This is a genomic window from Burkholderia sp. SJZ089 (genome assembly GCF_007828315.1).
Classification (GTDB): Bacteria; Pseudomonadota; Gammaproteobacteria; order Burkholderiales; family Burkholderiaceae; genus Burkholderia; species Burkholderia gladioli.
The window spans coordinates 67,633-89,966 of the sequence record NZ_VIUM01000008.1; the positions used below are offsets into that span (position 1 = coordinate 67,633).

Below are 22,334 nucleotides of genomic sequence, written 5' to 3' on the forward strand. Positions count from 1 at the left end.
CCGGCGCCGCGCGGGACCGGCGGCGCCAACCCGCGCGACACGGTTTCTCCTGTCATCCTTCCCCGGTAGAGTTCGAGTGGCGCCGGCCGTGCCAGCCCGGCGCGGCCCCGCATCCCTCATTCGATACGACAAAGGCAAGCCATGGGAGATACAGCAAGCCAGGTACTCAAGCCGCCCTCGCAGCTCGACTACCTGCCGGTGAGCCTGTTCGGCTCGGTGATGGGCCTGGTCGGGCTCGCCGTCGCCTGGCGCGAGGCCGCCCGCCTGTATGGCGTGCCGGGCGCGATCGCCGATCTCGTCGGGTTCGTCGCGATCGTGGTGTTCGTCGCGCTGCTGCTGGCTTACGGCTGGAAATGCCTGAGCGCCCGGGCCGCCGTGATGACGGAGTTTCGACATCCGGTGGCCGGCAGCCTGTTCGGCACCGTCTGGATCAGCCTCTTGCTGCTGCCCATCGTGCTGGTGCGCCTCGATCGCGCGCTCGCGTTCGGCATGTGGGGGGGGGGAGCGGCCGGCATGATGCTGTTCGCCTGGCATATCGTCGGCCGCTGGATGAGCGACCGCCAGCACGCCGCCCACGCCACGCCGGCCTGGATCATCTCCGTGGTCGGGCTGCTCGACCTGCCGCTGGCGATGCCGGCGCTGGGCCTGCCCGCCGCCTCGGGGCTCGGCGTGTTCGCCCTGGCGGTCGGGCTGTTCTTCGCGATCCCGCTGTTCACGCTGATCTTCTCGCGCCTGCTGTTCGAGGCGCCGATGCCCGACGCGATGCGTCCTTCGCTGATGATCCTGGTCGCGCCGTTCGCGGTCGGCTACTCGGCTTACACGACCGTGACCGGCCGGCACGACCTGTTCGCCACCGCCCTCTACATGCTGAGCCTGTTCATGCTCGCCGTGCTGGCCGGGCAGATGCGCCATCTGGCAGCCTGCTGCCCGTTCCGCGTGTCCTGGTGGGCGGTCAGCTTTCCGCTGGCCGCCTCCGCGATCTGCGCGCTGCGCCATGCCGGCGCCAGCCCCGGCGCTTTCACGGACGGCGTCGCCTGGCTGCTGCTGGGCGTGGCGAGCCTGGTCATCGCCGGCTTGCTGCTGCGTACGCTCAAGGGGCTGTTCAGCGGCGAGCTGCGTACCCTGAGCGGCAGCTAGATCGAGGCGCCCGGTGCCCCTTGGTGCCGCGGGCGCGCTCGAGCCGGTTGCGGCCCGCGAGGCCGGGCCGGCCCCTCAATGCACGGCAGCGTTCGGCGCCGGCTCGCAGTCGGCGCAGACCCCGAACAGCACATGCCGATACGCCTGGTAATGGAAGCCGTGCGCGGCCGCGAGCCTTGCCTGCCGGCGCTCGAACTCGGGATCGCGCAGGTCGCGGATCGTCTCGCAGCGCGTGCAGACCAGGTGGATGTGCTGCTCGCCGCGATTGAGCTCGTAGACCAGCTTGGCCGAGCCGACCGAGGAGCCGACGATCAGCGAGGCTTCCTGCAGGTTGGCCAGCGCCCGGTAGATGCTCGACAGGCTGTAGTTCATCTCGCCGCTGAGCGCCTGGAACACCTGGTCGACCGTGTCGTGCGCGGCCGGCTCGTCGTGGAACAGCTTGAGAACCGCCACGCGCGCCGCGGTGGGCCGCACCTGGACGCGCTTCAGTTCCGAATAGATCGCTTTCATGGGGTGGATATCGTTGTTTTGTCGGTGCCGCGTGCGGTGTGCGGTGCCGCCATGGCGGCGCCGCATCCGGAGTAACACCGGATCGACGCGAATATTCCAGGGGCGGGAGTGAAAAAAACGTCTAGGCGCGCTGGGCGAGCCGCGAAGGCGGGAGGACAGGGGGCTTGTCCGGGCAGGGCGCGGCAGGCCCGGCGCGTTCGATATCTCGCCGGGCAGGGCCGGGGGAGGGGGAGCAGGAAGCGGCGGGGCCGCGAGAGGCGGGGCGGCCGAACGCAGAGCGGCGGCAAGCCCGGCCTGCCGCCGTCCGCCCCGGGCGCGGATCAGCCGGCCAGCACGTCCTTCAGGTAGACGCCGCCCGACAGCGCCTGCTTGACCTGGCGCGTCGGCTCGTCCACCAGCACCTCTTCCTCGCCGGCCTCGAGCGCGTCGAGCGTGGTGCGGATCACGTCCTCGGGGCGCGCCTTCGGCACGTCGAACTGGCGAATCATGTCGGTGTCGATGTAGCCGGCGTGGAAGCCCGTGACCTGGGTGCCCTGCGCGCGCAGCTCGTGGCGCAGGCCATTGGTCAGCGACCAGGCGGCCGCCTTGCTGACGCCGTAGCCGGCGATCATCGGCGTGTTGGCCCAGCTCAGGATCGACAGCATGTTGAGCAGCGCGCCGCCGCCGTTGCGGCCGAGCACGCCGGCGAAGGCGCGCGTCACGTTCAGCACGCCGATCAGGTTGGTCTCGAGCTGCTCGCGCAGCACCGGCAAACCCTCGTCGGACAGCAGGCTGCCGAGCCGGCCGATCCCGGCGTTGTTGATCAGTACGGTGACGTCGCCGCATTCCCGCGCGGCGGCCTCGGCCTGCTCCGGCCGGGTCACGTCGAGCTGGATCGGGATCACGCCCGGCAGGGTCACCGTGGCCGGGTCGCGCGCGGCCGCGTAGACCTTGGCGGCGCCGCGCGCCAGCGCCTGTTTCGCGAGTTCGAGGCCGAGGCCGCGATTCGCCCCGGTGATGAAGACGACGGAACCTTCGAGTTTCATGGAAGCATCCTTGCGCGCAGCGCGCCTTGAGTTGATATGACGATCGTCATATTTCGGATCGGAAAAAAGCCCCGGTGGCGATCCAGGCCGGCCGGGGCGGGCGCTCAGGCCGGCGCGTAGCGCGCCAGCAGTTCGCGTTTGGCGGCCGCCAGCACGGCGCGGCCTTCCTCGCTGTCGCCGAGCGCGCGTGCCAGTTGCAGCGCGCCGAGCATGGTGCCGGTGATCGACCAGGCGGTGTCGTCGGGGTAGCCGGGCGGCAGCGCCCGCAGCACATGGCGCTGGAGCCGGCGCGCCACCTCGCGCGAGGCCTCCACCACGTCGTCCGATTGCACCGGTATCTCGGAGGCCAGCGCGGCCATCGCGCAGCCGCGCTCGCGATCGCCGATCACGCCGGGATACAGGTAGGTTTCGACCATTGCCTGGAACGGGCTCAGGCCGGCCGCCACCAGCCGCGCCGCATGCGCGTCCATGGTCACCATGCTGTCGGCGGCGGCGTGCTCGACGGCCGCGCACAGCAGCGCGTCGCGCGAGGCGAAGTGGGCGTAGAAGCCGCCGTGGGTGAGGCCAGCTTCCTTCATCACGTCCGCGATGCCGACGCCATGGAAGCCGGCGCGCCGCACCGCGCGGCTGCCGACCTCGAGGATCCGCTCGCGCGAGGCTTCCTTGCGCAGGCTATGGGCTGATTTCTTCATCGGGTTCATCCGGCGAATTCATATGATGCTCGTAATATGATGTGCATCATATGTGCTGACGGCGGCGGCAGGCAAGCGGTTTTTCAAGGGCGGGACGACGGCGCCCGTCGCGCGCCTCCTCACCAGCCGTTCCCCCTCGCCCGGGCCGCCGACCTCCTCCGTTTTCCTTGCCAGCGAGCCGTCCCCGGGGCTGGCCCGATTCTTGCCCATTCCCTGCGCCGATCGAAGCCGATCGCCCGCCGTGCCAAGCGGGAAGCGCTTCGACAGGCGGCATGCGACATGCCGATTTACCAAGGTGCTGGCTTGAATTGTAATTTTTACAACAAGGAAAAGACCAATGAACGAGATTCAATTCGTCAGGTTGGTGGTCGTCGCGCTGTTCGCGATGGTCTGCTGGTCGATGTGGGATGCGCTTCGCGTGGCGGTGCGCAGCCCGCTCGACGGCCCGGTGCGCCGCGCGCAGACGATGGTCCGGCTGATGCGCGCGGTGGTCTACGCGGCGCTGCTGTACGTGCTGTCGGCCTGGGGCGCCTACCAGGCCTGGTTCGCCGGCTCGGTGGTGTCCTGGACGCTGGCCACGCTGCTGGTCACGGGCGGGGCGACCGGCGCCTACCTGGGCTGGGTGTACCTGACCGTGAGGCCGCCGGCCTGAAGCCGTGGTCCCGCCCCTTGGCCGTACTTTCGATGCCTCGTCCGGCCCGGCCGGGGCTCCCCTGATTGCGCAGGACATCCGATGATGATTCCGACCCAGACCGCACAAGACACGCTGGCGGCGCTCGCGCGCGCCGGCTTCGAGATCAGCTTGCCGCTTTCGATCGCGCCGGTGCGCGAGGAGCGCGACTACCGCGCGCTGGTCGCGGCCGGCCTGATGGCCCTGAACCTGCCCGCCGACGCCTGGGCCGACACGGAGATGTGGGCGGTGGTGGCCGCCTACGTGAACGTGCACGGGCTGGTGCCGATCACCGAGCTGCAGGCGGCCAGGCTGCGCCTGACGCCGTTCGAGACCGGCGCGGCCAACACGGTGATCGCGCTGGCCGCGCGCATCGCCACGCTGGCGGTCGCGCCCGGCCGACGCGCGGCCTGAGGCGCGGGCGGCATGAAACGACGTCAACTGAGCAAGGCGCAATTGCTGCCGCTGCCGGCCGACTACCAGCGGCGGATGCAGTTGCGCCACCATCTCGCGCTGGCTTCGCTGCGCGCGGCCCGGGCGAGCCCGGAGCAATTGGCGCTGCTGCTCAGCACGATCCAGCTCGCCTACCTGCTGCGCGCGCCGTCGCAGGCAGGCACCGCCGGCGAGGCCGACCAGGCGTTGTTCTCGCGTGCCGAGCGCACGCTCGAGCAGTGTTATGCGCGCCTCAGCGAAGGCGCGCCGGTATTGCTGCACGAGCACGAGCGCGGCGACCTGGAGCGCATCGTGACCGACTACGACGCGCGCCTGGTCGCGCTGCCCGCGCATCGCTACGCCGATGCCCAGGCGGAGCTGCACCACCACGTCTTCACCGGGCGCTCGCCGATTCCGGCGCAGCGGTCGCAGGCCGCCTGAGGTGCCCCGGTTTCTGCAATCGCATTGAAAAAAACGCATCGTCCGGCCCGCTCGCGGGCGCGGCCGGCCCTGCACCGCTTTCCGATTCGAGGTTCGTCCATGTATGAAAAAACGCCGATGTCCGGCCCGCGGCCGGACGCCCCGCGCCGCGTCGACGGCATCGTGTTCCATCTCGCCCTGAACGGCAGCTGGATCGAGACCATCGGCACGCCCTTCGAGTGTCGCGGCCGGACCTGGGCCGTGCATCGCTCGCCGCTGTTCGCGCCGGACAGCCATCCGCGCTACACCGTCTCGGACGTCGAGACCGGGCGCGGCCTGCGGCGCATCCTCGAGCCGAGCATCGAGGCGGCCCGCGCGGTGGCCACCGCGGTGATCGAGGCGATGCCGCTGCCGGTCTGGACCAAGATGGTCCGGCTGCCGCAGGTCGCCGCGGTGATGGCCGCCGCCTGAGCTTCGCGGCCCGCCGTGCCCGGCACTCGGCGGTGCCCGCGCCTCCGGTCGCGTCACGGCTGCGAATGCGTGCGCGGGCGGCGTGATACGGCCCCCCCGCGCGTCGCCATGCACGCGCTCCGCGCATCCACTGTTTCTTTTCTCCTCGCCCACTTGAGCGGGCCCGGCATTTGCTCCGTTTCATCATGACTTGTCGTGACGATATGCGGGGCGCCGTCGGTCGCTCACGTTAGAATCGCGAAACCCGAGTCGCCCGTCGCGGGCGGCATCGCGCCCGGTCCGCCGGGATCGGCCACCGACATCTGAACGACTGAACATGACCCAGGAAGACTCCGCGCCCCAACATCCAGCGCCCGACCCGAAGCCGAGCTTGCCGTCCGAAACGCGGCCGCCCGACAATGTGGAGACGGGGGTGCCGGGTCTAGACGAGATCCTCGGCGGAGGCTTTGTCCGCGGCGGCCTCTATCTGATCGAGGGCATGGCCGGCGCGGGCAAGACCATCCTGTCGAGCCAGATCGGCTTTCACCGCGTGCGCCAGGGCGAGCGCGTGCTCTACATGACGCTGATCGCCGAATCGCACGACAAGCTGCTGGGCCATCTGCGCGGGCTCGAATTCTTCGACCCGTCCGCCGTGGCGCAGCAGATGATGTTCGAGTCCGGCTACCACGAGCTGATGAAGGACGGCCTGGACGGCTTCCTGAAGCTGATCGCCGCGAGCCTGGCGAACTACCGCCCGGGCCTGCTGATCATCGACGGCTTCCGCAGCGCGCGCGAGTTCAGCGAGACCGAGCTCTCGCTGTCGAAATTCATCCACGAACTCAACGCGCTGGTGGCGGCGATGGGCTGCACCACGCTGCTGCTCGCGCCGCTGTCGGGCAACGAGCCGCATCCCGAGCACACCCTGGTGGACGGCCTGATCGAGCTGAACCGCTACAGCGACGGCATGCGCCGCGCGCGCGAGATCGAGGTCCACAAGATGCGCGCGCGCAACCATCTGCTCGGCAAGCATTTCTTCCGCATCACCACCAGCGGCCACGCCATGTACCCGCGCCTGGAGGCGCGCTACGCCAACCTCGAGGACGAGCGCGACCTGCGCCAGCGGCTCGACACCGGCCTGCCGCACCTCGATCACCTGATCGGCGGCGGCTTCGTGCGCGGCTCGACCACCACCGTGATCGGGCCGGCCGGGGTCGGCAAGACCCTGCTCGCGCTGCAGTTCCTGCAGGCCGGCATCGCGCGCGGCGAGAAGGTGGTCTACCTGGGCTTCTACGAGTCGCCGCAGCGCCTGATCGGCAAGGCCGAGGCGGTCGGCATCCTGCTGCGCGAGGGCTTCGCCGACGGCCGTCTCACCATGCAGTGGCAGCCGGCCGTCGAGCTCGAGGTGGACGAGCTGGCCACCACCACGCTCGCGCTGATCCGCCGGCTCGGCGCCTCGCGGCTGGTGATCGACGGCATGGAGGGCTTCCGCGACTCGGCGCTGCGGCCCGCGCGTTTCGGGCTGTTCCTCAATGCCTTCACGCATGCGCTGCGCGACTCGGGCATCACCACCATGCTGACCGAGGAACTGCCGCTCTACGCGGATCCCTCGCACGGCAAGGGCATGCGCCTGTCGGCGCTGACCGAGAACCTGATCCTGCTGCGCTACGTGGAAGCCGATGGCCGCCTGCGTCGCATGGTGTCGGTGGTCAAGCAGCGCGAGAGCGCGCACGACACCTCGCTGCGCGAACTGATCATCAAGTCCGACGGGCTCGACGTCACGCCGAATGCGATCGGCGCGTCGGGGCTGCTGTCGGCGCAGGGGCTGACGACCATGCTGCATCGGCCGATGACGGACGGCTAGTCGCTGATGAAGACCATCCTGATCGTGGACGACGAGTTCGACATGCTGACCGTCTGGCGTCTGCTGCTGGAGCAGTGCGGCTATGCGGTGATCACGGCGTCGAACGGCGCGATCGCGCTCGACCGCGTGAGGGAAACCATGCCGGACCTGATCGTGACCGACTACATGATGCCGGTGATGACGGGCGCCGAGCTGTGCGCCGCGCTGGCGCGCGAGCCCGACTGGCGCCGGATCCCGGTGATCCTCTGCAGCGCGGCGGTCGAGATCCCGGTGCCGTCGGGCGAGCAGGTCGAGACCGCGCGCAAGCCGCTGTCCTTCGATACGCTGCACGGCATGATCCGGCGCCGGCTCGGCGAAGTGCCCGGCTGAGAGCGGCGGGTAGTGCATCAAAATGCGTGCGCCGATGCCGCTGTCATGCGATAGTCGCGGAACTGCTGGCGGTGCCGACTCGATCCGGCGCCGCTCCGGCACGATCCGCCGCCTTCCTGCCGCGCGCGGCGGAGCCAACCGAGGAACCCATTCCGATGCTGGACGAGATTCGACCGGCCGATGCCCACGAGGCGTCGCCGTCCACCTCCATGGCCGAGCGCGCGGCAGCGCCCGCCATGCAGGCAACGCCGCCGGTGCTGGCGCGGCTGCGCGAGGCCACCGGCGAGCAGCATGAGCTGCTGCACGGCCTGATGCCGCTCGCGGCGCCGTCCCCAACGCTTTCCGATTACCTTTCCCACCTGCTGGTGCTGCGTGCCTGGCTGGCGCCGCTCGAGCCCTGGCTGGCCGCACGCGGCGACGGCCTCGCCGCGCACGCGGCGGCCGTGCCGCCGGTCGACCGGCGCGCGCTGATCGACGCCGACCTGGCCGCCGCGCCGCGCGATGCCGTGCCGGCCGGGCCCGCGCCGCTCGCGCCGTGGTGGCCCGCCGATGCCGATCGCGCCTATCGCTGGGGCGCGAGCTACGTGATCGAGGGCTCGCAGATGGGCGGCGCGGTGCTGTACCAGCAGCTGCACGAGCGTCTCGCGCCGCATCCGCTCGGTTTCCTGGCGAGCGGCCGCAACGGCCTGTCGGCGCGCTGGAAGGCCATCGTGCGCTGCCTGGCGGCCGAGGTCATCGGGCCGGACGAGATCGACGCCGCCTGTCGCGGCGCCGTCGACGCGTTCGACCGTTTGGTCGCGCTGGCCCGTGCCTGCCGCGAGCCCGGCGGCGCGGGCGGCGCCGATCGATCGGCCGCCGCCGGCCGGGCCGGCTGAGGCGTGCGGCCCGACATGGACGAGTTCCACCTCGACCCCTCCGCGTCGCGTGCAGGCTCGCCCGTCGTGCGCGCGAGCGATGCCGTCTCCGAGGCGACGCGCGCGGCGGCCGCTGTCTTCGACTGCCTGCCCGACGCCTACCTGATCGTCAACGCGCGGCACGAGGTGCTGCTGGCCAACCGCCGCTACCTGGAGCTGCTCGACGTGCCGCTCGAGGCGGTGCTCGGCATCCGCGTGCAGGACATCAACCAGTTCGGTGCCCAGGCCCAGCGCGCCGCGCGCCGCGAATGGCTGGACGAGGCGCTGCGCGGGCCGCTGCGCCGCGAGTCGGCCTGGTCGCCGGTGTTCCGCTACGAGATGCCGGTGGCGCACGACGACGGCGCGCTCGCGCCGATGCCGCGCTACTGGCGCATCAAGACCACCCCGCTCGATTCGGCCGACCCGACGCTGGCCGGCGCGATCGCGATCCTGGTCAGCGAGGCCACCGACCACGTGGCCGAATACGAACGCGACCAGCGCGAGCGCGCCAAGCTGCGTTCGCAGGCGCAATTGCGCCAGGTGGTGGCCGACGAGGCGCGCGCCCAGTTGCGCGAGCAGCAGGAGCAGTTCGAGATCGCGATGGCCTTCTCGCAGGTCGGCGCCTGGCAGCTCGATCCGCACAGCGGCCGCATCGACTGCACCGACCAGTGCCGCACCAATCTCGGCCTGGCGGTCGACGAGGCGCTCACGCGCGAGCTTTGGTTCGGCGAGATCGTCCATCCCGGCGATCGCGCGCGGCTGCGCGAGGCGATGGAGCAGGCGCTGGACGCGCGCGGCCAGTTCGAGGTCGATTTCCGGGTCGGCTGGCAGGACGGCACGGCACGCTGGATCCTGGTGCGCGGGGTGGGCCGCTACCACGCCAGCGGCGCGCTCAGCAGCGTGCTCGGCTTCACGCTCGACATCACCGCGCGCAAGCAGTCCGAGCTCGAGACACAGGCGACCGCCGCCGCCGAGAAGCGCGCGCGCGAGGAAAGCGAGCGCCTGGCCACCGCGATGGATCACTTCATCGCCACCGTCAGCCACGAGCTGCGCTCGCCGCTCAACGCGATCCTGAGCTGGTGCGAGCTGATGCGCCGCTCGCCCGAGCCGGCGCTGGTCACGCGCGCCGGCGAGGTGATCAACCGCAACGGGCGCCAGCTCGCGCACATGGTGGACGACCTGCTCGACAGCGGCGCGATCGTCACCGGCAAGCTCTCGGTGCTGCCCCGGCCGGTCGACCTGGGCGCGCTGGCCGGCATCGTGATCGAGGACATGCGGGTGATCGCCGAGGCCAAGGGCCTGGCGCTGATCGCCGAGCGCCTGCGCCCGGCGCCGGTGATGGCCGACGAGCACCGCATCAAGCAGATCGTCTGGAACCTGTTGTCGAACGCGGTGAAGTTCACGCCGCAGGGCAGCATCGAGGTATCGATCGAGACGGCCGGCGAGCAGGTCGAGCTGGTGGTGAGCGATACCGGGCGCGGCATCGATCCGAGCATGCTGGAGCGCGTGTTCGAGCGCTTCCAGCAATCGGCCGCCGACGGCGAGGGACGCGTGGCGGGGCTCGGCCTGGGGCTGTGGCTGGCGAGGAACCTGTTGGAGCGGCAGGGCGGCGAGATCGTCGCGGAGAGCGAGGGCCCGGGCCGCGGCGCGACCTTCCGGGTGCGCCTGCCCGTCTATCGCTGAGGGCGGGGCAAGGGCAAGAGGGCGGGGGGGCGGGGCGCCGGCGGCGTGTCCGCCATGGCTCGGTACCCCGTGCTCAGCGCTGGTAGGGCGGCGGTTCGTTCAGCACCGCCCAGAACATGCCGAGATCGTTGATCGCGGCCATGAAATCGTCGAACGCGACCGGCTTCACGACATAGGCGTTGACGCCCAGGTCGTAGCTGCGCAGCAGGTCCTTCTCCTCGCGCGAGGAGGTCAGCATCACCACCGGGATATGGCGCAGGCTCTCGTCGGCGCGCACGCTCTTGAGCACCTCGTGGCCGTCGATCTTCGGCAGCTTCTTGTCAAGCAGGATCACCGCCGGATTCTGGTCCACGCGCTCCGCCCACTTGCCTTGGCGGCGCAGGAAGTCGAGTGCCTCCTCGCCGTCCCGCACCGACACCACCGGATTCGCCAGTCGCGTCTTCTCGAGCGCGATCAAGGTCAGTTCGATGTCGTCAGGATTGTCTTCCACCAGAAGGATCGGTCTTAACACACTCGCTCCATTGCTTGAATTGCCGGTTCTTTCGTCGTCGACGGGTGCCGCATGAATGCGGCGGCTCATTTGGCCTGCTTGGGCACCGAGCGCGAACCGCGCCCCGGCGCCAGCGCCTCCAGCCGGGCCGCCGCGCTGTTCGAGCTTTCCTCGAGTTCCACCGCCGCCCCGGCGAACACGCGCGGCAGCGTAAACCAGATCGTCGCGCCGCGGTCGAGCTCGCCTTCGGCCCAGACTTTTCCGCCGTGCCGCTCGACGATCCGTTTCACTGAAGCAAGACCGATGCCTGTGCCGTCGAATTCCTCGACGTGATGGAGCCGCTGGAACACGCCGAACAATTTGTCGACGTAGCGCATGTCGAAGCCCACGCCGTCGTCGCGCACGAAGAACACGTCCTGGCCGGCCAGCTCGCGCTCGCCGTCGCGGCGTCCGATCTCGATGTGCGCCACGGGCCGGGAGGCGGAGAATTTTACAGCGTTCTCTACCAAGTTACGCAGTACCAGGTGGATCAGGACCGGGTCGGCCATCACCGCGCCGAGTTCGCCGACCTGCCATTCGATGCGGCGCTCGCCGAGTTCCTTGCTCTCGTCGGCGATCAGTGCCTGGACCATCGCGTTCAGCTCGATCTTCTGCGGGCGCAGCGCCGAGCGGCCCATGCGCGAGAAGGCCAGCAGGTCGTCCACCAGCTTGCCGCCCAGGCGTGCGGAATTGACGATGCGCTCGACGAAGTGGCGGCCGCGCTCAGACAGGTTAGGCATCTCCATCTCGCGCAGCAGGTCGGCGAAGCCGACGATATGGCGCAGCGGCGCGCGCAGGTCGTGCGAGACCGTGTAGGAGAAGCCCTCCAGCTCCTGGTTGGCGCGGCCCAGCTCGAGCGCCAGCTCGGCCAGCTCCTCGGCGCGGCGCAGCACGATGCCGAGCAAGGCGGTGCGGAACTCCAGCGCGATCTCGCGTTCGGCCGGCCGCCACGGCGGCGAGTAGCCGCGCACGATATCGGTCCAGACCTCGAAGCTCTTGCGCGGCGAGAGCGAGTCCGCCAGCGGCGCCAGCTTCTCGCGCGGGTCGCCGGCCCACTTGATGGTCTTCACCATCTCGGGCCGGAACCAGACGATGTAGTTGCGGAACAGCCGCGAGATCGATACCGCCAGCGCGCCCGAGTAATCGGGACTGGCCTCCAGCACCGGCACGTCGCGCGCCAGGTTGTCGGTCCAGAACACCTCCTCGATCTGCGTGTCGAGCCACTTCACCAACTGGCCCACCTGCGCCTCGGGCGGCGTGACGCCGGCCAGCACCACGCGGCCCTCGAACACGATCGCCACGCCCGAGGCGTGGGTCAGGCGCAGCAGGTCGACCGGATCGGCCGCCAGCGCGTCGACGAAGCTCTCGGTGTCGGCCATCGAGGCCAGCAGCCGTGCCAGCAGTTGGCGCAGGTGCAGGCGCTGCTCCGCGTCGGCGTGATCCTCCTTGGCCTCGATCTGCAGCGACAGCACCTGGGCGATGTGCTCGCAGGCGGTGCGCACCTCGAAGGGCGGCACGCGCGCGGCGTCGTGGTGGCAGGAGATCAGCCCCCAGAGCTTGCCCCTCACCATGATCGACATCGACATCGAGGCCAGCGTGCCCATGTTCTTCATGTACTGCACGTGCACCGGCGAGATGCTGCGCAGCGAGGCGTAGGTCAGGTCGGTGGGGCGCTGGGTGGCGGGATGGCGCGGCGGCACCAGCCGCACCGGCCGGTAGTTGGCGTCGGCGATCAGGCGGATCCGGTTGCGCATGTAGAGCGCGCGGGCCTGGGCGGGAATGTCGGAAGCCGGGAAGTGCTGGTCCGCGTAGGAGGCGTAGCCGGGATCGATGCGCTCGGCGATCACGTGGCCGTTGCCGTCGTCGTCGAAGTTGTAGACCAGGGTGCGGCCGAAGCCGGTGATCCGGTGCACCTCGTCGGCGGCCAGCTCGGCCAGGTCGGCGGTGGTCTGCACTTCCTGCAGGCGGTTGATGAAGGTGCGCACCAGCGGGTACATCGACGAGAACACGTCGATGGTGCCGCGTGCCGGCTCGAATTCGACGATCGAGATGTCGTCGTGGCGGTGCACCACGATCGCGAACGGCGACTTGCGCGGCGCGTCGCGGCGCGGATCGTCCATCGAGCCCAGGTAGAGCGGCAGGCCGTTGGTGTCGTGCTCGCGCAGCGCGGCGACGATGGTGGCGGCCCAGCTCTCGCCGACGAAGCGCGCCAGCGGCAGGCCGGGCAGCGCCTCGGGCGCGCCGCCGACCAGCTCGACGGCGTTTTCGCTGGCCTGCAGGACCGTGCCTTCGGCGTCGATCGACAGCAGGAATCCGTGCGGCTGGATGCCGCCGGGGATATGGATGGGTTCTCGCGCGCAATCGGCGCCGTTCGTGTCTGAAACGGTGGGGATCGGGGCTGCCATGAGCACTCCAGGCTGGGGTGCGGGCATTTTCGCACAGCGGCGCGGGGCGCCGGCATGGGCGGCGGGCGTCGGTTCGCCTCGCGAAGCCGCGCGGCGGGGCGCCAGGGCAGGGCGGCGGGCGGCGCGGGATCGAGGCCTGGGCCGTCGGGAAGCCGCCGCGGGTACCGGCCGGCGCGCTCGGAAGGGCGGCAAGGCGCGAGGAAGGGGGACAGCGGGCAAGTCGGCGCGTCGAGGAGGAGGCGGCCCGAGCATCGCTCATGCTGCGTCGCAAAATGCGTTCCCGGAGCGCGTCATCGGCAAGCCCGACATGGCCGTCAGGCGTTCGGCGCGGGACCGGATTGCTGCGGCGCAACTTCATGTGCCGCTGGTCGCGGCGCGGCGATCTTCCGTCTGGACCGGAATTACAGGACAGACAACGGCATGACGGATCGTTTTAATAGGTCCCGTGAAAGCGGTATTCGGTCGAGTCGATTGTGAATCCAGGCGGCTGTCCGACACCGATCCAGGGCTAATAAAACGACGACGCCGGTCAGTCCCGCCGCGCCGTCCTATGAAGACGAGGTTGAGATGACTGCCGATACGACACCGATGCTCGACGACACGCTGTGGTCCATGATCCAGCCCCTGCTGCCGCCGGCCAAGCCGCGCCGCACGCGCTATCCGGGCCGCAAGCCGCTGGACGACCGTTCCGTGATGGCGGGGATCCTGTTCGTGCTCGAATCGGGCATCCCCTGGGGGCAGCTGCCGCAGGAGCTCGGCTATGGCTCGGGCATGAGCTGCTGGCGCCGCCTGCGCGACTGGCAGCAGGCGGGCGCCTGGGAGCAGATTCACGCGGTGCTGATGAAGCAGCTGCACATGGCCGAGCGGATCGACTGGTCGCGCGTGTTCATCGAATCGCCGTCGAGCCGCTCGAACCGCGCCGAGACGCCGGCCGCGCAGATCATGCTCGACGCGCCGGCGCCACGCGCGCCGCAGGCGCTGGGCCCGCTGCCGTCGCCCTTGCCCTCGCCGCTGTCGCTGGTCCAGCCGGTGCAGCACCTGGCGCACGTCACGCATGCGCAGCACGCCTCGCAGCCGGCGCAGGCCTTGGCCCTGTCCTTGTCCCGGCACGATGTCAGCGAAGTGAGCTGAGCGGCCCTCGCCGCGCCTCGTCTCCACCCCGGGGCGCGGCGGCCGGTTCGCCGCGCCTGTCTCCCGACTGTCCCCCCGACTGCCTTTCGATCGCCCCGGCGGCCCGCCGGGCGCCACCGCCGTCCCGCCCGGCAAGAGCCCGCGCGCGAGACGCCGAAACTCGCTATAGTTCGTCGCCCGCCTGCCGGCAGCGGAATCGTTCCGCATCCGGCCGAGCGGGGGCTTTCCAGCGACCGCGCGCTCCCTGCCCGGAGCGCCGCCGCCAAGACGATCGAGGTTCCCCCAGTGAGCGATATTGCGTTCCAATGCACGTCGTGCGGCAACTGCTGCCACGATCTGCGCCTGCCCGTCACGCCCGCCGAGGCGCTGGGCTGGCTCGAGCGCGGCGGCCGCGTCGACGTGCTCTGCGAGGCCGTGCCCTGGCCGACCGAACCCGAGCCCGGCAACGCCTTCGCCGACTACAAGCGGCGCCGCAGCTTCGCCGCCGACAGCGGCTCGCTGCCGATTCGCGTCGACGTGACGCTGGCGGCCTCGTTCAGCGGCCCCTGCCCGAACCTGCTCGAGGACATGCGCTGCGGCGCCTACGAGATCCGGCCGATGGTGTGCCGCGTCTACCCGGCCGAGATCAATCCCTTCATCCCGCTCGCCCCCGCCAACAAGGGTTGCCCGCCCGAGGCATGGCAGGCAGCCACGCCGCTGATCGCGGGCGGCGTGATCGTCGATGCCGTCACGCGCGAGGCCGCCGAGCGCAGCCGCGTCGCGCACGAGCAGGCGGTGCCGGCCAAGCAGGCGATCTGCGCGGCGCTCGGCATCGCGCATGCCTCGGTGTCGAACGAGGGTTTCCTGATCGTCGCGCCGGAGCCGGCGCGCTTGCTCGAGGTGCTGCGGGCGCTGCCGTCCGGGCCCGAGGCGGCGGCCCCGCCTGCCGGCTCCTGGACGCTGGTGTCGAATCGCCAGCCGACCGTCGAGGTGCTGGGGCAGGTTGGCGCGATCAGCGAACTCGATCGCGCCGGCACGAGCGGGTATCAATACCTGGGGATGTTCGAGGCGGCCTGAACGGCCGTTCTTTCCAAGCCTTCCGCGTGACGCGAGCCGGCCGGGCGCCGCCCGGGCCGGCGTCGCCGCGCTCGTGCCGGTTCCTGCCGCGCCGCCCGCCGTTTGTTCCTTCCCCTTCCCCTGGTTTCGCCGGTTTGCCGCCCCGGCAGGCCGGTGCTCGTTCGCGCGCCGCCGCGCCTTAGGGTAAACGCAATTTCACGTATGAGAAACGAGTTATACAATGCGTAAAAAATTTCCGAGATAGACCGGGCGACGAAACCTGCCCGGACCGACTGGAGCGCATCCATGACCTTCGACCTGAGCCGACCGGGCGAGACCGGCTACCAGCCCGGCTTCGCGAATCACTTCGCGAGCGAGGCGCTGCCGGGCGCCTTGCCCGCCGCGCAGAACTCGCCGCAGCGCGCGCCTTACGGCCTGTACGCCGAGCAACTGAGCGGCACCGCCTTCACCGCGCCGCGCGCGCACAACCGCCGCTCCTGGCTGTACCGGATCCGCCCGGCCGCCGTGCACCGGCCGTTCGAGCCGCTGCCGCGCCCGCTCGCGCTGGTGGCCGAGTTCGGGGCCGAGTCGGCCGAGGTGCCGCCCACGCCGCCGAACCAGTTGCGCTGGGACCCGCTGCCGATCCCGACCGAGCCGACCGATTTCGTCGACGGCTGGGTGACCATGGCCGGCAACGGCTCGGCCGCCGCGATGAACGGCTGCGCGATCCATCTCTACGCGGCCAATCGCTCGATGCGCGAGCGCTTCTTCTACAGCGCCGACGGCGAGCTGCTGATCGTGCCGCAGCAGGGGCGCCTGTTCATCGCCACCGAACTGGGCCGCCTCGACGTCGAGCCGCAGCAGATCGCGGTGATCCCGCGCGGCGTGCGCTTCACGGTGGCGCTGCCCGATGGCGAGGCACGCGGTTACGTCTGCGAGAACTTCGGCCAGGCGCTGCAACTGCCCGACCTCGGCCCGATCGGCTCGAACGGCCTGGCCAACCCGCGCGACTTCGAGACGCCGCACGCGGCCTACGAGGATCGCGAGGGCGATTTCGAGCTGGTCGCCAAGCTCAACGGCCGGCTCTGGCGCGCCGCGATCGGCCACTCGCCGCTCGACGTGGTGGCCTGGCACGGCAACTACGCGCCGTATCGCTACGACCTGCGCCGCTTCAACACCATCGGCTCGATCAGCTACGACCATCCCGATCCCTCGATCTTCCTGGTGCTGCAGGCGCCCAGCGACACGCCGGGCGTCGACACGCTCGACTTCGTGATCTTCCCGCCGCGCTGGCTGGCGGCCGAGTCGACCTTCCGGCCGCCCTGGTTCCACCGCAACGTGGCCAGCGAATTCATGGGCCTGATCCATGGCGCCTACGACGCCAAGGCCGAGGGCTTCGTGCCGGGCGGCGCGAGCCTGCACAACTGCATGTCCGGGCACGGGCCCGACGCGGGCACCTTCGAGAAGGCCTCGGCGGCCGATACCTCGCGCCCGCACAAGGTCGGCGACACCATGGCCTTCATGTTCGAGACGCGCACCCTGATCCGGCCGACGCGCTTCGCGCTGGAGACCTCGCAACTGCAGGCCGACTACTACCGCTGCTGGCAGGACCTCGCCAGGCACTTCAACCCGGAGCAACGATGACCGTCACCGACCTCGACGCCACGCTGGCCGCCTCGCTGCGCAGCTGGCTCGATTCGGCCAATCAGGCCGATTGCGATTTCCCGATCCAGAACCTGCCGTTCGGCATCTTCAGCGACGCGCGAGCGCCGCGCGCCGGCGTGGCGCTCGGCGACGCGATCGTCGACCTCGCCGCGCTGGCCGAGGCGGGCCTGCTCGCGGTGCCGGGCGCCGATGCGCGCGCGGTGTTCGAGGCGAGCACCCTGAACGGCTTCATCGCGCTGGGCCGGGACGCCTGGCGCGCGGTGCGCGTGCAGTTGAGCGCGCTGTTCGCGCAGGGCAACGCGCGCTTGCGCGACGACGCGGCGCTGCGCGAGCGCGTGCTGGTGCCGCAAGCCGGCGCGACGCTGCACCTGCCGGTCGAGATTCCCGGCTACACCGATTTCTATTCCTCGAAGGAGCACGCGACCAACGTCGGCTCGATGTTTCGCGATCCGAAGCATGCGCTGCTGCCGAACTGGTCCGAGATGCCGATCGGCTACAACGGCCGGGCGTCGTCGGTGGTGGTCAGCGGCACGCCGGTGCGCCGCCCGCTCGGCCAGTTGAAGCTGCCCGACCAGGAGCGGCCCGTGTTCGGCGCCAGCCGCCGGCTCGACATCGAGCTCGAGACCGGCTTCATCGTCGGCCGCGGCAACGCGCTCGGCGAGCCGATTCCCTGCGAGACGGCCGAGGAGCACATCTTCGGCATGGTGCTGCTCAACGACTGGAGCGCGCGCGACATCCAGCAATGGGAATACGTGCCGCTCGGGCCGTTCAATTCCAAGGGCTTCGCCACCACCATCTCGCCATGGATCGTCACGCTCGATGCGTTGGCGCCGTTTCGCGTCGCGCAGCCGAGGCAGGAGCCGCCGCCGCTGCCCTACCTGCGGCATGCCGGCGAGCATGGCTTCGACATCCGGCTCGAGGTGCGGCTGCAGCCCGAGGGCGCGGCCGAGCCGAGCGTGATCTCGCGCAGCAATTTCCGGCACATGTACTGGAGCATGGCGCAGCAGCTCGCGCATCACACCGTGTCGGGCTGCAATACGCGGGTAGGCGACCTGATGGGCTCGGGCACCATCAGCGCGCCCGACCAGCACGGCTACGGCAGCCTGCTGGAGCTGAGCTGGGGCGGCAAGGCGCCGATCGCGCTGGCGGGCGGCGGCACGCGCGCCTTCATCGAGGACGGCGATACGCTGACGCTCGCCGGGCATTGCCAGGGCGACGGTTATCGCGTGGGTTTCGGCACCTGCACGGGCACCATCCTGCCGGCGGCCGCGCACGACTTCGGCGGGGAGTGAGGCCATGTCCGCGCTCGCGCTTCATGGTTATTTCCGCAGCTCGGCCTCGTATCGCGTGCGGATCGCGCTGAACCTGAAGGGGCTCGACTACACGCAACTGCCTGTGCACCTGCTGCGCGGCGGCGGCGAGCAACTGGGCGAGGCCTATCGCCGGATCCATCCCGACGGGCTGGTGCCGGCGCTGGTGGATGGCGACGCGCCGCCGCTGCTGCAGTCGCTGGCGATCGTCGAGTATCTCGACGAGTGTTATCCCGAGCCGCCGTTGTTGCCGGCCGCGGCGGCCGATCGTGCCTATGTGCGCTCGGTGGCGCAGCAGATCGCCTGCGAGATCCATCCGCTCAACAACCTGCGCGTGCTCGGCTATTTGAAATCGACGCTCGGCGTGAGCGACGAGCAGAAGAGCGCCTGGTACGCCCACTGGATCGGCAATGGCTTCGCCACGCTCGAACGGCGCCTGGCGGCCGAGCCGCGCGTGGGGCGCTTCGTGTGCGGCGACACGCCTGGCCTGGCGGATCTGTGCCTGGTGCCGCAGGTCTGGAATGCCAGGCGTTTCGCGATCGCGCTCGACGACTACCCGACCCTGGTCGGGCTTGACGAGCGTGCCGCCGCGCTGCCGGCCTTCGCGCGCGCGGAGCCTTCGCGGCAGCCCGATGCGGAACCGCCGCCGTCGAGGTAGAACGGGGCGGTGACGGGCCGTTGTCGAGGGACGCGGCCGACGCGGCCCGGCGCGCGTCAGCCCGCCTCGTCACCCGAATCGGCTGGATCGGCTGAATTGCCCGCGTTGCCTGGGGCGTCATCCCGGCTGCCGCGGCCCATGCGGCGCGCCATGGCCGGGCTCACCGCATGTACCGGATCGAAGCCGAAGAAGGCCAGCAACTGCCGGGCCACCTCGTCGCGATCGTTGTCGGCGCAGATCATGTGGTAGCTGTCCTCCAGCACCACGCTGCGCGCATCGGGCAGCGTGTCCTGCAGGAAGGCCTGCGAGCGCAGGCTGGTCAGCTCGTCCTCGCGCGCGTGCACCACCAGGGTCGGGCAGCGCGTCTCGGGCGCGGCCGCCTGCACCCAGGCGCGCATGCGATCGACCTGCCCGACGCAGGACAGCGGCACCCAGGGATAGTGGAAATTGTCCTGGCGCTCGAATTTCTTCTTCACGATCGCGCGCACCAGCGGGTTCTTGATGCCGAACGGTTCGCCTTCCTCCACGCGCATGCGCCGGGCCAGTTGCGGCAGGCGATAGATCAGGTGGCGCAGCGGGCGATACCAGGGCGTCGACCAGCCGTCGATGAACACCGGCGCGGCCAGCAGCGCGAGCCGCCCGCGCGCGTGCCCGACGCGATGGCAGAGCAGCAGGGCGACCAGCGCGCCCATGCACATGCCGGCCACGTGCAGCGTGTCGTATTCCCCCTCGAGCTGCCGATACTGCTCGACCACCGCGTCGAGCCAGGCCTCCGCGCGCACCTCGGCGAGATTCTCGGGGCGCGTGCCGTGGCCGGGCAGGGTGATCATGTGCGCGTCGCCGCCGGCGCGCCGGATCGCCTTGTGCATCGAGCCGAGATCGTGACGCGTGCCGCCCAGCCCGTGGATCAGCAGAACGCCGGTGCGATCGTTCATGATGGCCGCGCCTAGTTCGAGCGATCCCCGAGCAGCCAGACGCCGGCGAACACCGCCACCTCGGCGCTGGCATCGCGCAGCGCGCTGCCGTGATCGACGATCGCCAGCGTGCCGCCGTCGGGCTGGATCACGCGCAGCCGCAAGGGCGCGCGCGTGTCCTGCGCCTGCTCGGCGGACCAGCTCTCTCGCAGGGCCGCGCGATCGTCGGGATGCAGGCGCTCGAGCAGCAGCGGCAGGCTCGCCACCTGCCGGGCGGCGATGCCCGCGCCGAATACGCGGCCGAGCTCGCCGGTCCATTCGAGCTGCCCCGATTGCGGGTCGAGCACGTAGGCGAGCTGGCCGGCGCCGGCCAGCGCCAGCGCCACGTTGTTCTGCTGGCGCGCGGCCTGTTCGTGCACGCGCTCGCGGTTGGTCTTCAGCGTGCTGACGGTGAGCACCAGCAGCGAGGCGATCGCCAGATAGAACTGCACTTCCAGCAGCGAGCGGCCGTGATGGTCGTCGAGCCAGGCGAACGGCCCGTCGTCCTGCGCGGTCAGGCCGATCGCGATCAGCGCCAGGACCAGCATCGACACCGAGCCGCTGCGCCCGCCCAGCAGGATGGTCACGACCACGGTCAGGAACAGCGGGATGTAGGTCAGCGAGAACAGGATGCCGATGTCCTCGATGCGCGCCGCCGATTCGCTGAAGACCAGCGCCGCGCTCACCACCATCAGCACGAAGCAGGCGATGCCGAGCCAGAGATCGAAGCGTTCGTGGTCGCCCGAGCGATGGGCGCGAAAGCGCGACCACGAAGCCAGCACCGGCGTGACCAGCAGCACCCCGACGAAGCTCGAGGCCGCGCCGATCGCCACCGCGCCCAGCGTGGCGTGGCCGCCGCGCAGGCTCAGCCAGGCCGCGTCGCCGAGCGCCGCGACCACCCCGGCCAGCAGCCCCGCGAAGATCACCGAGCGCAGGAAATACAGGCCCTCGAGCGCGAAACCGGTGCGCTGGATCAGCCACACGGCCAGGGCGGCCGCGCCGACGTCGTCGACGGCATACAGCAGGGCGTCGAGCCAGCGGCCCAGCTCGAAGCCGCCCAGCAGCCATTGCGCCAGCAGGAACAGGCCGCCGAGCAGGGGCCAGTCGCGCACCGGGCGCAGCATGAAGGCGCCGACCGTCACGCCGGTCGGCAGCCAGATGTAGTCGATCGAGTCGTCGACGGCCCCGAGCCGATACGACAGGTAGCCGCTCAGCACATACAGCGCCACCCACCACCAGGCGGACGCGAATTCGGGTCTTGCGCGTGTCGTCGCCATCGAGCACTCCTTGCGGCCGGGCGTGGCCGGCCTGTCTGTTCAGCCCGCGATTGTACGCGTCCCGAACGCGCGTGGCGTGGCGACTCATGACGAAACGTCATCGATGTCCTGACCTTCCGGCCATTCGTCGCCGCGCCCGCGCGGCTTACGCTGCGAGCAGTCGCATCGAGCTCGCGCCGCGCCACCCGGGCGAGCCGGCTCGATCGCGGTGGCGAACCCAATATTCAGTGATCCGGAGGACAGCACGATGTATGCAGTGACAGGTATTACCGGCAAGGTCGGGGGAGAAGTCGCGCGAACGCTGCTGGCCGCGGGCCTGCCGGTGCGCGCGGTGGTGCGCGACGCGGCCCGCGGCGCGCCCTGGGCCGCGCTCGGCTGCGAGGTGGCGGTGGCCGAGATCGGCGACGCCCAGGCGCTGGCCCGGGCCTTCGCCGGCACCGCGGGCGTGTTCTTCATGACGCCGCCGAACTACGACCCGGCGCCGGGCTTTCCCGAGACGGTGGAGAACTGCGAATCGATCCGCCATGCGATCGAGACGGCGCGGCCGGGCCGCGTGGTGTTCCTGTCGACGGTCGGCGCGCAGGTGGCCGAGCCCAACCTGCTGAACAACTCGCGGATGACCGAGACCATGCTGCGCACGCTCGACGTGCCGGTCGGCCTGCTGCGCGCCGCCTGGTTCATGGAGAACGCGGCCTGGGACGTCGAGGCCGCGCGGACCGGCACGGTCCCGTCCTTCCTGCAGCCGCTCGATCATCCGATCCCGATGGTCGCCACGGTGGACATCGGCCGCACCGCCGCGGCCATGCTGCGCGAGGACTGGACCGGCACGCGCGTGGTCGAGCTGGAGGGCCCGCGCCGCTACAGCGCGAACGACATCGGCGCGGCCTTCGCGGCGGCGCTCGGCCATCCGGTGACGATGGCGCCGGTGCCGCGCGATACCTGGGAGGCGCTGTTCCGCTCGCAGGGCATGCAGTATCCGATGCCGCGCATCCGCATGATCGACGGCTTCAACGAAGGCTGGATCGATTTCGAGCGCGAGGGCAGCGAGCATCGCGTGGCCTCGACCACGCTGGAAACCGTGTTGAAGGGGCTGGTGGCGCGCTGAGCGGCACGCCGCCCGAGGCCGGGTGTGTCGACGAGGCCCTCGCCGCGCAAGCGGCGAGGGCCTTGCCCTTTGTGCCGGCGTAATGATGCCGGCTTAATGAAACAGGGCCGATCCTGCGATCGGC

Annotated in this window: 22 protein-coding genes; 15 read left to right on the forward strand and 7 right to left on the reverse strand. The window is 70.5% G+C overall.

Translation table 11 applies throughout. The annotated features are described in order from the left end of the window. The first annotated feature begins 141 nt into the window (after nucleotides 1-141). Nucleotides 142-1,137, forward strand: coding sequence for an SLAC1 anion channel family protein (locus FB600_RS16565; protein WP_145757088.1), 996 nt, complete (start codon nucleotides 142-144; stop codon nucleotides 1,135-1,137). Nucleotides 1,138-1,212: 75 nt separating this feature from the next. On the opposite strand, the gene FB600_RS16570 is transcribed toward FB600_RS16565, so the two are convergent. The 3 genes from FB600_RS16570 to FB600_RS16580 all read right to left on the reverse strand — a co-directional run bounded on the left by FB600_RS16570 (nucleotide 1,213) and on the right by FB600_RS16580 (nucleotide 3,373). Then, on the reverse strand, nucleotides 1,213-1,647 hold the full coding sequence (locus FB600_RS16570) for a Fur family transcriptional regulator (RefSeq protein ID WP_145757089.1): 435 nt from the start codon (nucleotides 1,645-1,647) through the stop codon (nucleotides 1,213-1,215). Between the two features lie 320 nt (nucleotides 1,648-1,967). Then, complete coding sequence (locus tag FB600_RS16575) at nucleotides 1,968-2,672, reverse strand: SDR family oxidoreductase (RefSeq protein ID WP_096751729.1); 705 nt, start codon at nucleotides 2,670-2,672, stop codon at nucleotides 1,968-1,970. A gap of 104 nt (nucleotides 2,673-2,776) precedes the next feature. Further along, nucleotides 2,777-3,373, reverse strand: coding sequence for a TetR/AcrR family transcriptional regulator (locus tag FB600_RS16580; protein ID WP_098153068.1), 597 nt, complete (start codon nucleotides 3,371-3,373; stop codon nucleotides 2,777-2,779). A 328-nt stretch (nucleotides 3,374-3,701) separates the two neighbouring features. On the opposite strand from FB600_RS16580, the gene FB600_RS16585 reads away from it, so the two are divergent. The 8 genes from FB600_RS16585 (at nucleotide 3,702) to FB600_RS16620 (ending at nucleotide 10,142) form a co-directional block, all read left to right on the forward strand. Continuing rightward, nucleotides 3,702-4,016, forward strand: coding sequence for a hypothetical protein (locus FB600_RS16585; protein ID WP_017919560.1), 315 nt, complete (start codon nucleotides 3,702-3,704; stop codon nucleotides 4,014-4,016). 81 nt (nucleotides 4,017-4,097) lie between these two features. Beyond that, nucleotides 4,098-4,448 carry a hypothetical protein gene (locus FB600_RS16590; protein ID WP_227742814.1) on the forward strand — a complete coding sequence of 117 codons (351 nt, stop codon included), beginning with the start codon at nucleotides 4,098-4,100 and terminating at the stop codon, nucleotides 4,446-4,448. A 12-nt stretch (nucleotides 4,449-4,460) separates the two neighbouring features. Beyond that, complete coding sequence (locus FB600_RS16595; protein ID WP_046580571.1) at nucleotides 4,461-4,907, forward strand: hypothetical protein; 447 nt, start codon at nucleotides 4,461-4,463, stop codon at nucleotides 4,905-4,907. Nucleotides 4,908-5,024: 117 nt separating this feature from the next. After that, entirely contained in the window at nucleotides 5,025-5,357 is a 333-nt protein-coding gene (locus tag FB600_RS16600) for a hypothetical protein (RefSeq protein WP_226284743.1), read from the forward strand. Nucleotides 5,358-5,673: 316 nt separating this feature from the next. Beyond that, nucleotides 5,674-7,197 (forward strand): ATPase domain-containing protein, encoded by a 1,524-nt coding sequence (locus tag FB600_RS16605; RefSeq protein WP_145757090.1) that lies wholly within the window; start codon nucleotides 5,674-5,676, stop codon nucleotides 7,195-7,197. Nucleotides 7,198-7,203: 6 nt separating this feature from the next. Further along, the gene (locus FB600_RS16610) at nucleotides 7,204-7,566 is read left to right on the forward strand and encodes a response regulator (protein WP_096751726.1); all 363 of its coding nucleotides are present in this window, start codon (nucleotides 7,204-7,206) and stop codon (nucleotides 7,564-7,566) included. Between the two features lie 155 nt (nucleotides 7,567-7,721). Continuing rightward, a complete protein-coding gene (locus tag FB600_RS16615) occupies nucleotides 7,722-8,441 on the forward strand; it encodes a biliverdin-producing heme oxygenase (RefSeq protein WP_145757091.1) in 720 nt (239 codons plus the stop codon). A 15-nt stretch (nucleotides 8,442-8,456) separates the two neighbouring features. Then, entirely contained in the window at nucleotides 8,457-10,142 is a 1,686-nt protein-coding gene (locus FB600_RS16620; protein ID WP_233630552.1) for a sensor histidine kinase, read from the forward strand. 73 nt (nucleotides 10,143-10,215) lie between these two features. Here FB600_RS16620 and FB600_RS16625 read toward each other — a convergent pair whose 3' ends face one another. Together FB600_RS16625 and FB600_RS16630 are read right to left on the reverse strand one after the other, a co-directional pair. Beyond that, a complete protein-coding gene (locus FB600_RS16625; RefSeq protein ID WP_036034379.1) occupies nucleotides 10,216-10,653 on the reverse strand; it encodes a response regulator in 438 nt (145 codons plus the stop codon). A 65-nt stretch (nucleotides 10,654-10,718) separates the two neighbouring features. Beyond that, complete coding sequence (locus tag FB600_RS16630; protein ID WP_046580573.1) at nucleotides 10,719-13,076, reverse strand: ATP-binding protein; 2,358 nt, start codon at nucleotides 13,074-13,076, stop codon at nucleotides 10,719-10,721. 567 nt (nucleotides 13,077-13,643) lie between these two features. Here FB600_RS16630 and FB600_RS38175 point away from each other — a divergent pair. The 5 genes from FB600_RS38175 (at nucleotide 13,644) to maiA (ending at nucleotide 18,875) form a co-directional block, all read left to right on the forward strand. After that, a complete protein-coding gene (locus FB600_RS38175; protein WP_145757093.1) occupies nucleotides 13,644-14,207 on the forward strand; it encodes a transposase in 564 nt (187 codons plus the stop codon). A gap of 285 nt (nucleotides 14,208-14,492) precedes the next feature. Next, entirely contained in the window at nucleotides 14,493-15,263 is a 771-nt protein-coding gene (locus tag FB600_RS16640) for a YkgJ family cysteine cluster protein (RefSeq protein WP_046580575.1), read from the forward strand. Nucleotides 15,264-15,548: 285 nt separating this feature from the next. After that, entirely contained in the window at nucleotides 15,549-16,886 is a 1,338-nt protein-coding gene (gene hmgA, locus FB600_RS16645) for a homogentisate 1,2-dioxygenase (protein WP_096751722.1), read from the forward strand. Beyond that, nucleotides 16,883-18,199: a fumarylacetoacetase gene (fahA, locus tag FB600_RS16650; protein ID WP_096751721.1), complete on the forward strand. Its 1,317-nt coding sequence runs from the start codon at nucleotides 16,883-16,885 to the stop codon at nucleotides 18,197-18,199. The genes hmgA and fahA overlap by 4 nt, the downstream gene beginning before the upstream one ends. Before the next feature lie 4 nt (nucleotides 18,200-18,203). After that, entirely contained in the window at nucleotides 18,204-18,875 is a 672-nt protein-coding gene (gene maiA / locus FB600_RS16655; protein WP_013691207.1) for a maleylacetoacetate isomerase, read from the forward strand. Nucleotides 18,876-18,931: 56 nt separating this feature from the next. Here maiA and FB600_RS16660 read toward each other — a convergent pair whose 3' ends face one another. Together FB600_RS16660 and FB600_RS16665 are read right to left on the reverse strand one after the other, a co-directional pair. After that, entirely contained in the window at nucleotides 18,932-19,810 is an 879-nt protein-coding gene (locus FB600_RS16660; protein ID WP_145757094.1) for an alpha/beta hydrolase, read from the reverse strand. Nucleotides 19,811-19,821: 11 nt separating this feature from the next. After that, nucleotides 19,822-21,105: an MASE1 domain-containing protein gene (locus FB600_RS16665; protein ID WP_098182145.1), complete on the reverse strand. Its 1,284-nt coding sequence runs from the start codon at nucleotides 21,103-21,105 to the stop codon at nucleotides 19,822-19,824. Nucleotides 21,106-21,352: 247 nt separating this feature from the next. Between FB600_RS16665 and FB600_RS16670 the strand changes: the two genes are divergently transcribed. Continuing rightward, nucleotides 21,353-22,210 (forward strand): NmrA family NAD(P)-binding protein, encoded by an 858-nt coding sequence (locus FB600_RS16670; RefSeq protein WP_145757095.1) that lies wholly within the window; start codon nucleotides 21,353-21,355, stop codon nucleotides 22,208-22,210. The last annotated feature ends 124 nt before the right edge of the window (nucleotides 22,211-22,334 follow it).